This is a genomic window from Maribacter sp. 1_MG-2023, assembly GCF_030547005.1.
Classification (GTDB): Bacteria; Bacteroidota; Bacteroidia; order Flavobacteriales; family Flavobacteriaceae; genus Maribacter.
Genome location: NZ_JAUOPN010000003.1, coordinates 176750 through 190261 on the forward strand (window position 1 = coordinate 176750; position 13512 = coordinate 190261).

Below are 13512 nucleotides of genomic sequence, written 5' to 3' on the forward strand. Positions count from 1 at the left end.
TAAACCTGATGGATTTTTTCCATAGGCGGGTGCAAATATAGTTGTTAATCATGAATTTACAAGTGTTTTTTATAATTTTTACACCCTCTTTAGACTTCTAGTGTTCGAAGTCTTAAATAGTTGCATAAAAGACAGTGTCAACACCAAGCTTGTCGTTAAACCCATTATCGCAACCACTAAAAATACAATCGCTTCAAAACTACGATAAGTACTGGCCCATTTTGTAGATAGTTCCTCTAAAAAACCTGGTTGAAGCTCAGTTGAATAGACTGTAAAAAATAGCGTAAATATTAAAGTTGCTACGCCACCTGTTATCAAACCCGCCATAAATCCGCCAGCATATGTAAAATCATTAGCCTTTTTTAATTTGTAATATTTAATGGATTCGTAAATGGCAAAGCCTGTAATTACTGCATTAAAAAGACTATAAAATACATTTACATGTAGCCCAAGTAATGACAAGATTAAAAAATAAGCAATCAAAGAGCCGCTAGCAGCGACGCCAAATCTTATTGGTAGAGCATAGTTATTCATAATAAAAGTGTTTTTTTTGTTTAGACTTTTAAGATAAACAATAAACAACAATTAATTGAATTTAATCTGTTAAAGAATACTTATATTGAAGATTGTTCTTACAAAAAATTATTTTTTATGTAACATCTTTGTAAAATTACATACTAACTAAACAGAACATTAAACACTAACCTAAAATAGTTTTATATGAAAATGAAATTACTACTGGTTTCGGCTATATTCCTTTATGGGTTTACCGGACTTGCACAAGAGGTTGCTTACGAAGAGTACAACCTTGAAAACGATTTACACGTTATTTTACATCAAGATAACACCGCACCAATTATTTCCATCTCCGTATTTTACCATGTAGGATCAAAAGACGAAGACCCACAAAGAACAGGCTTTGCCCACTTTTTTGAACACCTACTTTTTGAAGGCACCGAGAATATTGAAAAAGGCCAGTGGGACAATATTGTTTCATCTAACGGTGGATCAGGTAATGCCACCACCAATGAAGATAGAACTTATTATTACGAAGTTTTTCCTTCTAACAATCTAGAATTAGGTCTGTGGCTAGAATCTGAAAGAATGCTTCACCCCGTAATCAACCAAAAAGGTGTTGACACTCAAAATGAAGTAGTCAAGGAAGAAAAAAGACTTCGCGTTGATAATTCACCTTATGGTAAGTTCATTGAAAACATAAAGAAGAATCTTTTTCAAAGTCATCCTTACAAAGAAACGGTTATTGGTAAAATGGCAGACCTAGATGCCGCTACTTTAGATGAATTTATAGCTTTCCAGAAAAAATTCTATGCTCCGAACAATGCCGTTTTGGTCATTGCAGGCGATTTTGAGAAAGAAAATGCTAAAAAATTAATATCAGATTATTTTAAGAATATTCCAAAGGGAGCAAAAATTACCAGAGACTTTCCTAAAGAAACTCCTATTACATCAGAAATCAATGCAAAAGCTTACGACTCTAATATTCAAATACCGGCTACTATGATCGCCTATAGAACTCCGGGTCTTAAAAATAGAGATAGCCAAGTATTAGAAATGATTTCTACCTATTTATCTGACGGACCCTCTTCTAAACTTTATAAGAAAATGGTCGACGAAGAGAAGCAGGCATTACAGATCGGTGCCATACCAATTACATTAGAAGATTACGGTATGTATATCGTTTTTGCACTTCCGGTAGGTGAAACTAGTTTAAACACTCTAAACTCTTCTATTGAGACAGAAGTAGAGAAATTAAGAAATAACCTTATCTCTGAAAATGATTATCAAAAACTACAGAACAAGTTTGAAAATCAGTTTGTAAACAGTAATGCCAGTATTGAAGGTATTGCAGAATCTCTTGCAGAGTATTATGCGCTTTATGGTGATACATCTCTTATCAACAAGGAAATAGAAGTATATAGATCTATTACCAGAGAAGAAATTAAAGAGGTCGCAAACAAGTATTTAAAGCCTAACCAAAGATTGGTTCTAGAATATTTACCTGAACAAAATACCGCAAACTAAAAATGACTATGAAAAATACATATATATTATTACTAACATTATTCTCCTTTATTGCTGTACAAGCACAGGTAGACCGTACGGTTATGCCTAAACCAGGTCCTGCACCTGAAATAAACTTAGGAGAACCGCAATCTTTTAACCTCAACAACGGTTTAAAAGTATTGGTAGTCGAAAACCACAAATTACCAAGAGTGTCTATGCAATTATCTATAGATAACCCGCCAATATTAGAAGGCGACAAAGCTGGTGTTGCGAGCTTAACAGGTAGTCTTTTAGGGCTAGGATCTAAAAATATAACGAAAGACGCCTTTAATGAAGAAATCGATTTTTTAGGAGCTAGACTTTATTTTAGCTCTCAAGGCGCATATGCTCAATCTCTTTCCAAATACTTTTCTAAAATGATGGAACTTATGGCAGATGCAGCTATAAATCCGAATTTTACACAAGACGAATTTGACAAGGAAAAAGATAAACTCATTACCGGACTAAAATCTGAAGAGAAAGTAGTCTCTTCGATTTCTAGCAGAGTTCAAAGGGCTTTAGCCTACGGCAAAAATCACCCTTACGGAGAATTTACTACCGAAGCTACAGTCAACAATGTAACCCTAGGTGATGTTGAAAAATTTTACAGAGAATATTTTGTGCCTGCAAATGCATATTTGATTGTTATTGGTGATGTAAATTTTGAAGAAGTAAAGACTTTAACAGAAACCTATTTTACATCTTGGACCAAAGCCGTGCCACCAAGTTTCTCTTATTCCCAGACTAAGAATGTACCGAATACGCAAATTAACTTTGTAGATATGCCAAATGCCGTACAGTCGGAAATTACCGTACAGAATATTGTAAACTTAAAAATGAATGATGACGATTACATTGCGGCATTATTAGCTAATCAAATATTAGGTGGTGGTTCTGACAGTAGAATAAACCTTAATCTTAGAGAAGATAAGGGCTATACTTATGGTGCATATTCATCTCTTGGAAATGATAAATACGGTCCATCTAGATTTGCCGCTTCTACTGAAGTAAGAAATACGGTTACAGACAGTTCGGTCGTACAATTATTAAAAGAGATTGAAAAAATCAACACACAACCCGTAAAAGACGAGGAGCTAAAAACTACAAAAGCATTATATGCCGGCAGCTTCATAATGGCTTTAGAAGATCCAGAAACCATAGCGAGATATGCTTTGAATGTTGAGAAAGAAAATTTACCTAAAGATTTCTACAAAACATTCTTAGAAAAACTTGACAAGGTTAGTAAAGAAGAAGTAGAAACAGCTGCTAAAAAATATTTCAACGTTGATAACGCCAGAGTAATTGTCGTTGGTAAAGGAAGTGATATTTTAGCCAACCTAGAAAATGTGAAGTTCAAAGGAAAAAAACTTCCCGTGCTTGCCTATTCTAAAACTGCCGACAGAGTTGAAACTCCAGATTACGATGCCGCCTTACCAACCGATGTATCAGCTAAGTCCATACTTGAAAAGTATATTACAGCTATTGGTGGAAAAGATAAACTTGAGAGTGTAAATACTTTATCCATGATGGCCGCAGCAGAAATGCAAGGAATGAAATTAGACTTAAACGTTAAAAAAACATCTAGCAATCAACTTATGCAAGATGTACAAATGATGGGTAATTCCGTTAGCAAGCAAGTGCTAAATGGCGATATAGGATATATGATCGTGCAAGGGCAGCGTAAGGATCTTGCTGGTAAAGAAATAGAAACCTTTAAAGGCGAATCTGCTCCATTTTCTGAACTCCAACTATTAAGTGACGATACCATTACTTTAGAAGGCATGGAAATGGTTGGTGATAAAAATGCCTATAAACTTAAAGTTGGCGAAAACAAATCTGCTTTCTACGATGTTGAAACCGGGCTTAAATTACAAGAGATTACTGTCACCGAAATGCAAGGTAAGCAAATCGCAAGTACCTCTAATTTTGAAGATTACAAAGAGGTGTCTGGCATATTGTTTCCTTATAAAATAATGCAGACTGTTGGTCCACAATCTTTTGAATTTATAGTTTCTGAAATCAAAGTAAATGATGGTGTATCAACTGCCGATTTTAAATAACAACAATTCATTACAAATAGAAAAACCCGCTAATAGCGGGTTTTTTGTTTTTGAATTTCTAGGTTAAGTTCTTATCCTATTTTTCTAATTGTTGCTTCTCCGAAGATCAATCCTTTATCTACTTCTGGGTTACCAGTGTAGTTGATATTTGTTTCTCCATAGCAGGTTACTTTCAACCTTTCAACAACATTTACCCTAAAATTACTTTCGCCATAAGCAGTGATTTTGGTTTCATCTACAACCATTCCTTCTGTATTTACCTCACTCTCACCATATGCTCTAAATACTTGGCGCGCAACATTACCTTCTCCAATTTCCAAGTAACTACTACCGTAGATTGCCACTGTTAATTCATCTATAGAAACCGAATCAAAGTACACTTTAGCGGCTCCGTATAACGACATTTTAAAATCATCGGCATTGAATAGATTTTTGCATCTTACTATTTCTTCTCCTCGTATCGATAGATTTTCTAGTTTTCTATATGTTACCGTAATAGAAGCCATAGTGCCATTATAAAGCGATTTACTACCTCTCCATTTATCAGTTGAAATACGTTCAGATTTGGTCACAACCTTAGCACCGTCTAAGTACAAACGCAGCGTTCTGCCCTCTACCTCAACATTTATTTTATCCAATGATATTTTTGCATTGTCAATAACAACACTTTCCTCTTCGCCTTCAACAAGATTTAATTCTATATGCGGACTAACAATTAGTTTATCGAAAGATTTTACGTTGAATGTTTTTTCTTGAGCATGTATACTGCCTACAACAAAGGTTGCTGCAAGTAGCGTAAATATGATTTTTTTCATGATTTTCGTTTTTTTGATTAGTTCTATACAAAGACTACCTTAAGTTAAGTTTGTTACAGTACGCAGAATTATTTTTACAGAACTATCACTTTTTTTCTATTAACCAGCCAAACACCAAATAAGATAATGAGTCCGCCTAGTAGTTGCAGGATACTCATATTTTCTCCATCTAAAAAACCCCATAACACGGCTACAAGTGGAATTAGATACGTTACCGATGCTGCAAATACAGGACTAGATAGTTTTATTAATTTATTAAATAGTATATTCGCCAAAGCTGTACCTAGAAAAGCCAATACCATAATGTACCACACAGCTTCATGCATAGCGCTATCGCTAGCAAACTGCTGAAATACCCCTGTATAAATCAATATAATTAATGCCGGAAGAAAAGCGACTCCGAAACTAGCCGTTGTTACCGCTAACGGAGTTAAATGAGATAAATACTTCTTAATAATGTTGATATTAAAGGCATACCCTAATGCAGCAATAATTATAAATAAAGAATACCAATAGTTCTGGTTCACATTATTCTCCATACCTGCAGCAATAAGCACTATAGTACCAAAAAGACCTATTAACACCCCTAATACTTGTCTTCCTTTCAACGAAAGTCCGAAAAGTGCTATACCCACTAGGGTGGTAAACAAAGGTGCTACAGAATTAAGAATAGACGTAATACCACTACTAATTTCCATTTGCGCTAAGGCAAAGAAAAAAGGAGGAAAAAATGAACTACACAACCCTGCAATGGTCACCCATTTCCAATCTGTTTTTGAAAGTGTCTTCAACGATTTAAAACCAAGAATAAATAACAATAGAGATGCAAATACGATTCTTAGCCCACCTACTTGCAAAGGTGTATAACCAACTAAAGACCTTTTAATCAGTATAAAGGAAGAACCCCATATTAGTGACAGAACAACTAGGTAAATCCACTTTTGATCTATATTCTTCAATTCTTTTAGTTTACAACAAAAATGGGGTTTTTTCTAAAAAATACAACTAGTTACAGACTAATTTTCACTATTGATTAGATAAAGCATTTTACATATTTGGTATCTTTACATAATAATAAGGTTTACGTTAACAACGTAACCATTAATTCAGTGTTATGAAATTCAAAGTATTATTTCTATTTGTAACCATATTCACATTGGCTACCAATGTTTCTTTAGCTCAAGAAGACGCCACTTTACCTGATGAAATTGAAAATAGCTCTTCAAGTACTATTTTAGTTGGTATAGACGGTATGGCTTGCCAAGAAGGCTGTGCAGATAAAATCTCTTCTAATTTAATGGAAACCGAAGGTGTAGTTTCTTCAGAAATTAGTTTTGAAAATAAAAACGGACTTATAACCTTTGATCCTACAATCATTAGTATTGAAGAGATAAAGGCTGTTATTACCGGTACCAAAGTTAAAGACTACGTTTACACCATAAATACTGTTACTTCAAAAGACAACTAAAATGAAAAATATACTTTATACACTTACCGTAGCTACATTAATTACGTTCACTTCTTGCAAAGAAACCAAGAAAACTGAAGAGCCTTCTAAAATGGAGAACGTAATGAGCATTCATGACGAAGTAATGCCCAAAATGGGAACTTTAGGAAAGTTAGTTGGTCAATTAAAACCAATGGCAGATTCTTTAGGAGCCGAATCTGTTGAAGCAAAAGCCATAAAAGACCTTCAAGAAGCCAATAGATCGATGATGGATTGGATGCAAGGTTTTGGCGATCGTTTCGATTCAGAAGAAATAATGGATGGCAAAGAACTTTCTGACGAAAAGAAACAATGGCTAAAAGAAGAAGAAGAGAAAGTTCAACAAGTAAAAGAAAACATCAATTCTAGTATTGAGCGTGCAGAAGAGATTTTAAGCAAGCAATAAAAACAACGTATTCTAAAAAGGTAAATTAGATAAGTCTACATTTCCTCCTGAAATAATAATGCCTATTTTTTTATTCTGAAAAACTTCTGGCTGCTCTTTTGATTGTTTTAAAACTGCAGCCACAGTTACCGCACTAGAGGGCTCTATGATGATTTTCATACGCTCCCAAACGAGTCTCATAGCAGAGATTATTTCATCTTCAGTAATTCTAACAATACCACTTACCAGTTCTTTTATAATAGGAAAGTTTTTATCACCTAACATTGTCTTTAACCCGTCAGCAATGGTATTTGTTGTTTCATTACCTTCAATTTTTCCACTTTGTAAAGATCGGTATGCGTCATCTGCTTCAAACGGCTCAGCTCCATAAACGCTACAGTTATCGCCAAAATATTTAGCTACTAACGCAGAACCAGCAATAAGACCGCCACCACCAACAGGGCAAAATATAAAATCTAAATCGCGTTGTTTTTTAAGCAGTTCTAAGGCTGCAGTACCTTGACCTAAAATAACATTAGTATCGTTGGAGGGATGCACGAAAGTAGCACCCGTTTTCAATCCTATTTCATCTGCTAATGCTTGCCTCGCCTCTACTGTTGGCTCACACTCATAAATTTTACCACCATACTCTCTAACCCCTACTTTTTTAACTTCCGGAGCCGTATTTGGCATTACAATATGTGCGGTAACACCAACACTCTGTGCTGCTAATGACAGTGCTTGGGCAAAATTACCCGACGAATGTGTTACTACTCCGCTTTTCTTTTGCTCTTCTGATAATTGTAAAATGGCATTGGTAGCACCTCGCATTTTATAAGCTCCTGCTCTTTGAAAATTCTCGCACTTAAAAAAAACTTGAGCATTGAACTCTTTATCAATTAATCTCGATGTTAAAACAGCTGTATTATGAATAAATGGCGTTATTCGTTTATGACAATCTAATAGGTCTTGTTTTGTAACCATACGACTTTATTTTTTCCACCGAAGTGTTTCTATAATTCCCCTAATGTCATTCTGAAGATATGACGCTGCAGGTAGAATAGAATCATAATTGGGTTTCGTATAAAAATATACAGAACCGGTTAAAAAGTGTTCGGTACTATCGGTGACAAAAAATTGAGATTGCGAGGCAGCATTACCCTGCACCTCAAATAACGCACCATATATTTTATTATCAGGATTTACATACGGCTGCTCTACAATGTTATCTGCTTTTGCAGCATGCTCATAGCTAAGCCTTTTAGAATCATTGATCAATTGAGCCAAATTACCGTCAATCTTCTTATAACTTAGAAAAATAGCGCCTTTCATTTCGGGATAAGAAATCGTGTAGGCTTGATCGCCATTTGGCTCTGCATTTGCCAATTGATTGAATTTAAAACTGAAGTTCTCTGTTTCTAAATCTGCTAATTTTCCCTGCGGATATTCTAACCGTATTTTAGCTTTGGGTTTAGGGAGCACCTCTTCATCTTTACAGCTAACCATAAATAGAAATACTATTAAAAATCCAACGAATGACTTACTCTTCATGTGGCAAGGTTACTTTTATTTGTTTTAATCTCTTCTTGTCCATACCCTCAACTACAAAAGTATAGGAATCAAATTGTATTTTTTCACCTCTTTTCGGGAAACTTCCTGCCTTTTCTAAAACAAAACCAGCCAAGGTTTCTGACTCCCCTTTATTCTCTTCAAAGATTTCATTATCCTCTAATTTGATAACCCTATAAAAATCTTTAAGAGGTGTTTTCCCTTCAAAGACATAATTGAAATCATCTAATTTCGAGAAAATCAAATCTTCATCATCAAACTCATCACTAATATCTCCTACAATTTCTTCAATAATATCTTCTAAAGACACCAAGCCAGAAGTACCACCATATTCATCTACAACTATAGCCAAATGATTCTTCTTCTCTTGAAATTCACCCAATAAATCATCTAATTTTTTATTCTCAGGCACAAAATAAGGCTCCCTGATCAAGGTCATCCAATTAAAGGTTTTTCGATCTAGGTAAGGCAATAAATCCTTTACATACAAAACACCTTTTACAGTATCTATATTTTCACCAAAAACAGGAATTCTAGAATACCCGTTCTTCTTTATTTCTCCTAGAACTTCAAGAAATTTCATTTGCTCATTAAGGGCAAAAATATCTATACGAGGTCTCATTACTTGTTTGGTATCTGTATTACCAAAAGTCACAATACCTTCTAAAATCTTTTTTTCTTCTTTAGTGGTATCGCCATGAGAAGTTAAATCTAGCGCTTGCGACAACTGATCGACACTTAAACTTGATTTCTGCTTACCAAGTTTGTTATACAAAAACAATGTTCCAGAACGCATAGGTAAACTTAATGGAGAAAAAATAAAATCTAACACCCTTAATGGATAAGCCATTAAATGCGCAAAACTCATCCTATTTCTGTTAGCATACACTTTTGGTAGAATTTCACCGAACATTAAAATTAGAAACGTTGCGACCACGACCTCTAAAAGAAAACGTACCGAAACAACACCGAACCACACCTGAGTTACATTTTCAAATAAGGTATCGCCAATGATACTAAATAGCAACACTACACCAATGTTAATAGCATTATTTGCTATTAAAATGGTCGCCAATAATTTTTTTGGACGTTCTAGAAGCTTAATTAGAATTGAACTTTGGGCAGATTTTTCGTCTTGTAGCTCTTTAATTTCGGTTGATGAAAGACCAAACATAGCCACTTCTGCTCCAGAAATAAGTGCGGAGCAAACAAGCAGTACGCATAGTACAACTATATTCATTGCAAAAACACCGTTTACAACTAATGTTGTCATTAATAACGGTAAGGGGTCTGGGTCCAATAGTTGTTATTTAAATTTTGTTAGAATGGTAAATCATCATCATCCTCTGGACTTGCAGGTGCAGGAGCTGATGCTTTAGATGGCGCTTTACTTTCAATACTTGCTGGCTTCTGAGCAGCAAACGCTGAACCTCCATTGTTTTGCATACCCTCTTTCTTGGTTGTCAAAAATGTAAATTCTTGTACATGCACCTCGGTTGAATATCTGGTATTACCATCTTCACCTTGCCATTGACGATTTTTCAATCTGCCTTCTACATATACTTTATCACCTTTACTTAAATATTTTTCACAAATTTCAGCAGCTTTATTTCTAACTACCACATTGTGCCAATCTGTATTTGTAACACGTTCACCAGTAGATTTGTTGGTATATGTCTCATTTGTAGCTATTGGAAATCTACCAATACTACCGCCTCCTTCAAAATAATGCATTTTAACTTCATCACCTAAATGCCCAATCAACATTACCTTATTTAATGTACCGCTCATAACTTAAAGATATAAAAATCAAAAGTACTAAAATTTAAATGCTTTGATAAAATCTGCGATTAAAACTGGCACCGGAAAATCGGTTATTTTTTCTACAGGAATCTTACCTGCAAAATCATCATTTATATACACCAACCAGAACTTTGTATGTAGGTGTTGATGCGACAACTTATGTATGATTGCATTTTCATTGTACATTATTACTTCGTTAGACTTAATATCACCAAGTACTTCTTTATACCTTATGGTAATATCATCTATTTCTAATACATCTTCTGACTCAAGCAAAGGAAACTGCCAAAGATTCTGCCAAATACCTTTGCCGGTTCTTTGATTTAGACTTGTGAATTGATACCCATCAGCATCCTTATATATAGGTATAAGATAATTAAAGTATCGATTACGCACTTTTGTCTTCTTTAACTTCACTGGTAAGGTATCTACCAAACCTTTTTCAAGAGCTACACAACTATCATTTAGTGGGCAAAGCAGGCATAAAGGTTTTTTCGGGGAGCATTGTATGGCTCCAAACTCCATAATACCTTGATTATAATCTCGAATATTAGCGGGATCCATGACTTTTTGCGCCAAGCTTTTAAAATATTTAATACCCTCTGTACTATTAATAGGAGTGTCTATACCATAGTATCTAGAGAGTACTCTATATACATTTCCATCTACTACAGCTTGCGCTTCATTGAAACAAATAGACGAAATTGCACTTGCAGTATAGTCGCCGACACCTTTCAGTGTTAAAAGTTTCTTATAATTATCAGGAAATTTTCCACCATATTGATCGACCACCATTTTTGCAGCGGCATGAAGATTTCTAGCTCTCGAATAATACCCGAGCCCTTGCCAAAGTTTTAAAACTTGCTCTTCATTTGCATTGGCTAGATCATATACCGTTGGAAAATTTTCCACAAAACTCAAGTAATACGGGGTTCCCTGAGCTACACGCGTTTGTTGAAGAATAATTTCTGATAGCCAAATTTTGTATGGATCAGTACTCGTACGCCATGGTAAACTGCGCTTATTTTCATGATACCAATCTAAAATTTTACTCGAAAATGACATGCTATTCAATACTAAGTTATAAAAGTAGCAGTTTATACACTTAAAATTAACCCATTAGAAAGAAAGATTGAATTTAATTTATATATTTGCAACCCGAAAAAACATACAGAAAATCTAATATTGAAAGATGACGAAAGCGGAAATTGTATCGAAGATCTCAGATAAGCTGGGAATTGAAAAAGGAGATGTACAGGCAACTGTTGAATCTTTTATGGAAGAGGTAAAAACATCATTAGAAAGTGGTGATAATGTTTACCTAAGAGGTTTTGGTAGTTTTATCATTAAAACTAGAGCCGAAAAGACCGGTAGAAATATTTCCAAAAACACAACTATTAAAATACCCGCTCACAACATTCCAGCATTTAAGCCCGCAAAGGTTTTTGTAGAAGGAGTTAAGAGCAACGTACACGTAAAATAATTAATCTTAAAAAAAGAACTTTATGCCAAGCGGTAAGAAAAGAAAGAGACATAAGGTAGCAACACACAAGCGCAAGAAGCGTAGAAGAGCTAACCGACACAAGAAAAAGTAGTTTTAATAACTACTTTTTCTTTTTAAAATACGTTCATTGACATAGAAATCCAGATTTTGGATTTCGGCAAGTACATTAGTATTTGTCTATGGTATTGTTTAATCAGTTCGTTCCCTATTTTAATAGCCGAACGACTAAAAATATATTCAGTTGAATAGAGAATTAATCGTAAGATCTAGTTCCCAATCTGTTGACTTTGCCTTGTTAAAGGACGGAAAACTCACTGAACTGCATAAAGAAGAAAACAGTAACGACTTTTCTGTAGGTGATATTTTTCTCGCCAAAATCAGAAAACCAGTTACCGGGCTTAACGCAGCGTTTGTAAACGTTGGTTATGAAAAAGATGCATTCTTGCATTACCATGACCTTGGTCCGCAATTATCTTCTATGCTTAAGTTCATAAAACAAGTGAGCACAGGAAAACTAACGGATTACACCTTAGGAAATTTCCCGGCCGAGACCGATATTGACAAAAACGGTGTTATTACCGATGTCATTAAAGCAAACCAATCTCTATTGGTTCAAATTGTAAAAGAACCTATATCTACTAAAGGACCAAGAATTAGTTCTGAGCTATCAATTGCCGGACGCTACTTGGTAATGGTTCCTTTTTCTGACCGTGTATCCGTATCTCAAAAGATTGCGAGCAAAGAAGAAAAAGACAGGTTAAAAAGACTAGTTAGAAGCATTAAACCTAAAGGTTTTGGTGTTATCATTAGAACAGTCGCAGAAGGACAAAAAGTTGCAGAACTGGACAAAGATCTAGAAAACTTGCTGAACAAATGGACAGCAATGTGTAAAAAATTACAACGTGCGCAGACACCATCAAAAGTATTTGTAGAACTCAATAGAGCATCTTCTATTTTAAGAGATGTATTTAATGATAGTTTTACCGGAATACATGTAGATGACGACACCTTATACAATGAAATTAAGGACTATGTGTCGGAAATTGCTCCCGAAAAAGAGAGCATCGTTAAGCACTACAACAACACCAACGTACCTATTTTTGAGAAATTTGGTATTGAAAGACAAATTAAAACGTCTTTTGGCCGTACTGCAGCAATGAGCAAAGGCGCCTATTTAATTATAGAGCATACAGAAGCACTTCATGTAATAGACGTAAACAGTGGCAACAGATCCAATAAAGCCAAAAATCAAGAAGACACTGCCCTAGAGGTAAATCTTATATCCGCTTCAGAAATTGCAAGGCAATTACGCCTTCGTGATATGGGTGGTATTATAGTGGTAGATTTTATCGATATGGTAAAACCCCAACATAGAAAAAGGCTTTTTGAACATCTTAGAGATGAGATGAAAGATGATCGTGCCAAACATAAAATACTACCTCCTAGTAAATTTGGTTTAATTCAGATTACCCGACAAAGGGTTCGACCTGAAATGAATATTAAAACAACTGAAGAGGACCCGAATAATTCTGGGAAACAGGTGGAAGCACCTATTGTTTTAATAGATAAAATTATAGCGGATCTGCAAAAACTATTAAAAGGACCTGCAAAGGACAATAGTATAACTTTAAATATACACCCTTTTATTGCAGCATATATTACTAAGGGATTTCCTTCAATAAGAATGAAATGGTACTTGGAATATAAAAGATGGATTAAAGTTCAACCGCGTGATGCGTATACGTATCTAGAATACCGTTTTAAGAATAAAGACGGCAAAACAATATATTAACTAAAAAGCGATTTCCTTACGGAGTCGCTTTTTT

14 protein-coding genes are annotated in these 13512 nt (G+C 34.9%); 6 read left to right on the plus strand and 8 right to left on the minus strand.

Annotated elements, in window-relative coordinates:
* Positions 1–78 precede the first annotated feature (78 nt).
* On the minus strand, positions 79–534 hold the full coding sequence (locus Q4500_RS05345; protein ID WP_303598687.1) for a DUF4199 domain-containing protein: 456 nt from the start codon (positions 532–534) through the stop codon (positions 79–81).
* A gap of 186 nt (positions 535–720) precedes the next feature.
* Here Q4500_RS05345 and Q4500_RS05350 point away from each other — a divergent pair, with 186 nt between their 5' ends.
* Together Q4500_RS05350 and Q4500_RS05355 are read left to right on the plus strand one after the other, a co-directional pair.
* Complete coding sequence (locus Q4500_RS05350) at positions 721–2043, plus strand: pitrilysin family protein (protein ID WP_303598688.1); 1323 nt, start codon at positions 721–723, stop codon at positions 2041–2043.
* 8 nt (positions 2044–2051) lie between these two features.
* The gene (locus Q4500_RS05355) at positions 2052–4124 is read left to right on the plus strand and encodes an insulinase family protein (protein WP_303598689.1); all 2073 of its coding nucleotides are present in this window, start codon (positions 2052–2054) and stop codon (positions 4122–4124) included.
* Positions 4125–4195: 71 nt separating this feature from the next.
* Here Q4500_RS05355 and Q4500_RS05360 read toward each other — a convergent pair whose 3' ends face one another.
* Together Q4500_RS05360 and Q4500_RS05365 are read right to left on the minus strand one after the other, a co-directional pair.
* Positions 4196–4939, minus strand: a complete 744-nt coding sequence (locus tag Q4500_RS05360) for a head GIN domain-containing protein (RefSeq protein WP_303598690.1) — start codon at positions 4937–4939, stop codon at positions 4196–4198.
* Between the two features lie 74 nt (positions 4940–5013).
* Entirely contained in the window at positions 5014–5898 is an 885-nt protein-coding gene (locus Q4500_RS05365) for a DMT family transporter (RefSeq protein WP_303598691.1), read from the minus strand.
* A 155-nt stretch (positions 5899–6053) separates the two neighbouring features.
* Between Q4500_RS05365 and Q4500_RS05370 the strand changes: the two genes are divergently transcribed.
* Positions 6054–6407 (plus strand): heavy-metal-associated domain-containing protein, encoded by a 354-nt coding sequence (locus Q4500_RS05370; protein ID WP_303598692.1) that lies wholly within the window; start codon positions 6054–6056, stop codon positions 6405–6407.
* A gap of 1 nt (position 6408) precedes the next feature.
* The gene (locus Q4500_RS05375; RefSeq protein WP_303598693.1) at positions 6409–6831 is read left to right on the plus strand and encodes a hypothetical protein; all 423 of its coding nucleotides are present in this window, start codon (positions 6409–6411) and stop codon (positions 6829–6831) included.
* 12 nt (positions 6832–6843) lie between these two features.
* Here Q4500_RS05375 and Q4500_RS05380 read toward each other — a convergent pair whose 3' ends face one another.
* The 5 genes from Q4500_RS05380 to mutY are packed head-to-tail and all read right to left on the minus strand — an operon-like array spanning position 6844 to position 11247.
* Entirely contained in the window at positions 6844–7794 is a 951-nt protein-coding gene (locus Q4500_RS05380) for a pyridoxal-phosphate dependent enzyme (protein ID WP_303598694.1), read from the minus strand.
* 6 nt (positions 7795–7800) lie between these two features.
* On the minus strand, positions 7801–8361 hold the full coding sequence (gene gldD / locus Q4500_RS05385) for a gliding motility lipoprotein GldD (protein WP_303598695.1): 561 nt from the start codon (positions 8359–8361) through the stop codon (positions 7801–7803).
* Positions 8351–9652, minus strand: a complete 1302-nt coding sequence (locus tag Q4500_RS05390) for a gliding motility-associated protein GldE (protein ID WP_303598696.1) — start codon at positions 9650–9652, stop codon at positions 8351–8353. Before Q4500_RS05390 ends, gldD begins: the two co-directional genes overlap by 11 nt.
* A gap of 47 nt (positions 9653–9699) precedes the next feature.
* Positions 9700–10170 (minus strand): single-stranded DNA-binding protein, encoded by a 471-nt coding sequence (locus Q4500_RS05395; protein ID WP_303598697.1) that lies wholly within the window; start codon positions 10168–10170, stop codon positions 9700–9702.
* A gap of 27 nt (positions 10171–10197) precedes the next feature.
* Positions 10198–11247, minus strand: coding sequence for an A/G-specific adenine glycosylase (gene mutY / locus Q4500_RS05400; RefSeq protein WP_303598698.1), 1050 nt, complete (start codon positions 11245–11247; stop codon positions 10198–10200).
* Between the two features lie 127 nt (positions 11248–11374).
* On the opposite strand from mutY, the gene Q4500_RS05405 reads away from it, so the two are divergent.
* The gene (locus Q4500_RS05405) at positions 11375–11665 is read left to right on the plus strand and encodes an HU family DNA-binding protein (protein WP_027065813.1); all 291 of its coding nucleotides are present in this window, start codon (positions 11375–11377) and stop codon (positions 11663–11665) included.
* Positions 11666–11927: 262 nt separating this feature from the next.
* Positions 11928–13478 carry an Rne/Rng family ribonuclease gene (locus Q4500_RS05410; protein WP_303598699.1) on the plus strand — a complete coding sequence of 517 codons (1551 nt, stop codon included), beginning with the start codon at positions 11928–11930 and terminating at the stop codon, positions 13476–13478.
* The last annotated feature ends 34 nt before the right edge of the window (positions 13479–13512 follow it).

What these genes read in the sequence shown, in the direction of transcription:
- Q4500_RS05345 (WP_303598687.1), bottom strand. Translation starts at nt 534, where the DNA reads ATGAATAACTATGCTCTACCAATAAGATTTGGCGTCGCTGCTAGCGGC.
- Q4500_RS05350 (WP_303598688.1), top strand. Translation starts at nt 721, where the DNA reads ATGAAAATGAAATTACTACTGGTTTCGGCTATATTCCTTTATGGGTTT.
- Q4500_RS05355 (WP_303598689.1), top strand. Translation starts at nt 2,052, where the DNA reads ATGAAAAATACATATATATTATTACTAACATTATTCTCCTTTATTGCT.
- Q4500_RS05360 (WP_303598690.1), bottom strand. Translation starts at nt 4,939, where the DNA reads ATGAAAAAAATCATATTTACGCTACTTGCAGCAACCTTTGTTGTAGGC.
- Q4500_RS05370 (WP_303598692.1), top strand. Translation starts at nt 6,054, where the DNA reads ATGAAATTCAAAGTATTATTTCTATTTGTAACCATATTCACATTGGCT.
- Q4500_RS05375 (WP_303598693.1), top strand. Translation starts at nt 6,409, where the DNA reads ATGAAAAATATACTTTATACACTTACCGTAGCTACATTAATTACGTTC.
- Q4500_RS05380 (WP_303598694.1), bottom strand. Translation starts at nt 7,794, where the DNA reads ATGGTTACAAAACAAGACCTATTAGATTGTCATAAACGAATAACGCCA.
- gldD (WP_303598695.1), bottom strand. Translation starts at nt 8,361, where the DNA reads ATGAAGAGTAAGTCATTCGTTGGATTTTTAATAGTATTTCTATTTATG.
- Q4500_RS05390 (WP_303598696.1), bottom strand. Translation starts at nt 9,652, where the DNA reads ATGACAACATTAGTTGTAAACGGTGTTTTTGCAATGAATATAGTTGTA.
- Q4500_RS05395 (WP_303598697.1), bottom strand. Translation starts at nt 10,170, where the DNA reads ATGAGCGGTACATTAAATAAGGTAATGTTGATTGGGCATTTAGGTGAT.
- mutY (WP_303598698.1), bottom strand. Translation starts at nt 11,247, where the DNA reads ATGTCATTTTCGAGTAAAATTTTAGATTGGTATCATGAAAATAAGCGC.
- Q4500_RS05405 (WP_027065813.1), top strand. Translation starts at nt 11,375, where the DNA reads ATGACGAAAGCGGAAATTGTATCGAAGATCTCAGATAAGCTGGGAATT.